We start from the raw sequence: 4,686 nt of genomic DNA on the forward strand, positions 1-4,686 counted from the left end.
AACAGAAATCACATGCATTAGCCGCTTAAATCAGATAAAAAACGTCTCCACAAAACCCGGGGCAATTCACTATGCAGGAACAGCATGATCTCGCGGATCACCTTCTGGTCCGCCCAGCCACCGACAATCCGTTCGGCCCGCTTGGGACCGATGCCCGTCACTTCCCGCAGGCGATGCGGTTCCTGCTCGATCAGGTCGAACACCGCCTCGCCGAACGCTTTCACCAGCTTTTTCGCATAGACGGGTCCGATACCCCGGATCATGCCAGAACCGAGATAACGCTCGATGCCCTCGATCGTGGTCGGCGGGCTGGCCTTGAGGAACTCCGCCTTGAACTGGAGGCCGTGGGTATGATCGTTGAACCAGCGCCCAGACATCTGCACGAACTCGCCCGCCGAGATCATGGCGGCATGGCCGACGACGGTGACCAGATCGCGCTGGCCACGCACCTTCACGCGCAGGACACAGAAACCGTTCTCGGCATTGTGGAACGTCACCCGCTCCACGAGGCCAGCCAGCGCTTCCGTTTGGCATTGTTCTCCAACCACGGCACTGGTCATTCTGATTCTGTGAATGGAGAAGACACTTGGGAACCACATGTTGCCGAAATTTCGCCAGGCGTTCGGCCATCCAGCGCTGGCTTATCTCGAAGCTTGTTTAACATTCCCTCCAACGCTTCAACGTCTCCGGACACAGCATCCCGTTCCTCTGGACTTAACCAGACCTCTTCCAGTAAACGATTAGCTGCTTGTTGAGCGGCCAGGACAACGCCCTTGGCGCTTGGCTTCGGAATGTTGAAATAACAGCGTGCGCATGCCATGCGATGCGGACAAGTGCTCCAAAACGCATTGCTACAGTAAGAATCACCTAAATCGTAATACTTCCAGGGTGCTCCATCCTTCGTTGCGCCTGCCGCAATAACCTCATTATCAATAACAATTTCGATCATCCGCGCCGCCTGATCCGCCTTGGCAAACGCACTCGCCAATTGCGTAGGTTTCGACCGAACATAGCTCATCGTCGATTGAACGGACGTATGGCCGCACCATTTTGCCAAATCGAATATTGTCATTCCTTGCGGAACACTGGCCAGCATAGAAACGGCTGAAGCCCGTCCACGGTGACTTGTAATACGACCTTTACTGTCCTCAATCGGAATACCAGCCTTTTTGCACAAAAGCGGGATAACAGTCTGATTTAAAACTTCCTTCGCGATTGGCCTGTTTCGAAGTTGAAAGAGAAAATGCACATGTTCACCGGTTCTCCGATCAAGATGTTTGCGGGGTGACGCACGTTTTTTCATCCAGGCCGTAATGTACTTATGAACAGCATGGCCGACCGGTTTGGTATACGCAACCGAAGTTTTGCCTTCCGGAACATCAAGCCAGCAGACCTGCCCTGCCGGAACGACGTTGCCAGACTGATCAACCACATCCTCTGATTGCTCACGCGTGCAACCGACCCTAAGCCGGGCGATCTCATTGCTCCGAAGGCCTGCATGTGTCCACACCACGGCGATTGCCTGCAACAAGGCGAATGGATAGAAACAGTCAGGAGAAAGGTCGTCTGGTTCGATGTTGAGGCTGGCCCAGGTCAGTTTCAGCCAAGAAGCATCATCTATGGTCCTGGGATTCACGCCAAGATATTTCGCAATATTCTTCGGTGTCGAGAGATGATATCGCGGATTACACCTGAGCCGCGCCCATTCCCAACTCTGAATATCAGATAAAAACCGGCGCATAACCTGATAATAAGCAACTTTCGTTGGAGCCTGCAGAGGCTGGCCAACTGTTGGGATCAGACGATAATCAAAGGTGGAACCGCCCCAATCGCCAACACGTAACCTGTCGACGGCGGCGAGATAGTCGGCACATACCGATACCGTCCATTGCTCTGGTCCTGTGACCTCAGGGTGCTCGCGACCCAACCAGATTCCGATACGGGTTAGAGTGTTGTAAACTGCTCGCCTCGACCCTTCTCGCAACGTTGTTGTTTCCAACCAACGTCGGCACCATGTCATCCACTCAGGATTGATATTATCAGTTTCAGTTCCGTGACGAGGTGGATATGCCCGAAAATGGATAACCTTTGATGTTAATCCCATTGCCGCCAAACCGTTTGACAAGATTCCAATCCGCTTTGCGATATGATTTCCTGTGTAACACTCTCGTGTATGTTCCAGTATCTTCCTGTCAAAACTTTCGAGTTTTGGATTCTCGCCTTGTAATGCAACTGCAGCAAATACTGATGGTACGAGGGGCCGAACGGTCTGACAGACGAAGCCGACACGGGTTAGGGCCGAGAACAGACGCTCACATTCTGTATCAACAATCTCCGCTCCAAAAACCAAGCGGGCAACGACAGCCGTCGCCACATTGCGTTGAATTTTGTACACGCTTCGAAAACCACACAGAAGATAAGCGACTGCAATCAACTGCGGTACCATTCCGGTTTTTTTCAGAACAGGACTATTATTGATAATCTCAACCCAGAGGTCTTCACTCCACCCCCAGTAGGGTTTTTCCTGGTGTGCGACCGTCAGAAGCAAATACTTCAAAGCACGATGGCTGTTAGCGCGGTCGAGATTGCTGCGATACAGGATGTCCGTCAGAGGCTTATGAAGACGCGGAACCTGCCGTTTCGTAATAACAAGATTTTCTTCTTTCCAACGTCTGACAACTTTTAATTCGTCTGCAGACAATGTCGCCCGTCTGTCGTATTCATCGAGATTAATGTGAAATTTGTATTTGGATGGGACGTGAGGAGCCTGAAATTCTGCCACTTTTCTATCCTCCGAAGACCCTGTTACCAAGCTTCATATCCATTTGTTCGACTGAGTTTGCGATCTTGCGAAGCAGATCTTCACCGGAAAGATGGATATAGAGTGTCGTGCTTTGAACATTGCGATGCCCAGCATAGGTCGCAATATCGTGTAGACACCAGCCAGCACGGGCCAGATGCGTCAATCTCAGGTGACGCAAAGTGTGCGTACTGAACAATGGCATATCAGCCTGAAGAGCAAGACGTCTGACAGTTTTGCTCCATGACCACTTCGTAATAGGCTGCCGAAAGTTCCGATCTGACTCAGATAGAAACAGGGCTGCTGAATGGGTCGCTGCGTTGCGCCTCCGATGCAGATATACCGCCAACACAGGACAGAGCACCGCTGAATAACAAACCACACGCGGGCGGGCGCTTTTACTTGTTTCGGCCCGAATGGTGAGCAGACGTCTCGCAGGGTCGATATCCGAGACGCGCAAATTTACTAATTCTTCTCGGCGCAATGCGCCGTAATACGCCAGTGCAAACATGAGACGGTTTCTCACCGTGTCCTGTGCGACCACTTCTTGCAAGCGTCCCCATTCTGGATCGGACGGCAAATGCGGCAACAGTTTGGAACGACGTACCAAACCATATCGAAACCCGACATGTTCAGAGAGTGGCCCCCGTCCTGCAACAGCCTGCCCGCGCGGCACTGGGTTTCGATGAATGATCCCTTCAAAAACCAGATGGTCATACCACAGGCGAATGGCGGACAAACGCTGATGCAGCGTGGCATTGCTGACTGGCGGGCGAACGGAAAGAAGGGGAACCGCCTCCCCACGCAGATACCTTACGAATAAAGAGACCTGAGCCAAGGTCGCGGCCTCAGCCGGTATGCCCACTGCTGTGCAAAAAAACAGATACTGATCCAGACCTCTGGCGTAGGCATCAATGGTCGCGGGTGAGCGCCCGAGATTGTCGAGTAGCGAGAGCCACAAGCATCCTTGCTTGTTCTCGGAAACCTGCGGATAACGTGTCCAGTCTGGAACGGGCATGACACACCCTTTCTTTCTGCTACGGCATCACTCTAAATCAATGCATTCCAATTAACTTATAAGATGCTCTGCGCGTCATCACCCACCACCGTCAGGCCTCGACCGTCGGGCTTCATGCCCATCAAAATGTCCGCCTGCAGCCGGTTGGTGTCCTGATACTCATCGACCAGCACATGATCCCATTTGCCGCCGATATCAGCGGCCAGAACCGGGTCGCTGGTCATCTGCGCCCAGCACAGCAGCAGATCGTCGTAATCCAGCACGCCCTGTTCCTGCTTCGCGGTGACATAGCCTGCAAAGAGCTGTTTGAGCTGGGCTTCCCAGCCCGCGCACCACGGATAATGCTTCAGCAGCATATCGGCGAGCGGCGTGCCGGAATTCACCACACGGGAATAAATGGCAAGGCACGTGCCCTTGCCGGGGAACCGCTTCTCGGTTTTCGAAAACCCCAGATCATGCCGGATCAGATTCATCAGGTCAGCGGAATCTTCCCGGTCATGGATCGAGAAGGCCGGATCCATGCCGATCTGCTGGGCATACTCCCGCAGCAGCCGCGCACCAATGGAATGAAACGTCCCGGCCCAGGCCAGCGCGTCAACCAGAGGTCCGGTCTTGTCGCCGAGCACCGTTTTGCAGATGCGCTCCACCCGGCGCGTCATCTCCACACTGGCTCGCCGCGAGAAGGTCAGCGGCAGGATGCGGCGCGGATCAGCGCTCGAGGCGATCAGATGCGCGACCCGGTGGGCCAGCGTGTTGGTCTTGCCTGAACCGGCGCCAGCGATGACCAGCAGCGGGGATGAATCCGCGACGCCTGGCGAGTCTCCGATCCCATGCGTGACCGCCTGTCGCTGGGGGTCATTCAGACGGG

Annotated in this window: 3 protein-coding genes and 1 pseudogene; all 4 read right to left on the reverse strand. The window is 54.0% G+C overall.

Annotation, left to right across the window (positions count from 1 at the left end; genetic code table 11):
* Positions 1-68 precede the first annotated feature (68 nt).
* A pseudogene (locus CSR02_RS15120) lies at positions 69-560 on the reverse strand (helix-hairpin-helix domain-containing protein); the annotation flags it as partial.
* On the reverse strand, positions 557-2,782 hold the full coding sequence (locus tag CSR02_RS15125; protein ID WP_099542232.1) for a site-specific integrase: 2,226 nt from the start codon (positions 2,780-2,782) through the stop codon (positions 557-559). The gene CSR02_RS15125 and the pseudogene CSR02_RS15120, both read right to left, overlap by 4 nt.
* Positions 2,783-2,786: 4 nt before the next feature.
* On the reverse strand, positions 2,787-3,818 hold the full coding sequence (locus tag CSR02_RS15130; RefSeq protein ID WP_050819841.1) for a tyrosine-type recombinase/integrase: 1,032 nt from the start codon (positions 3,816-3,818) through the stop codon (positions 2,787-2,789).
* A gap of 56 nt (positions 3,819-3,874) precedes the next feature.
* Positions 3,875-4,686 (reverse strand): ATP-dependent helicase (locus tag CSR02_RS15135; RefSeq protein WP_244177050.1); only part of this gene is annotated, 812 nt, incomplete at its 5' end.

Origin of the sequence: Acetobacter pomorum, assembly GCF_002738225.1 — a bacterium.
GTDB lineage: Bacteria > Pseudomonadota > Alphaproteobacteria > Acetobacterales > Acetobacteraceae > Acetobacter > Acetobacter pomorum.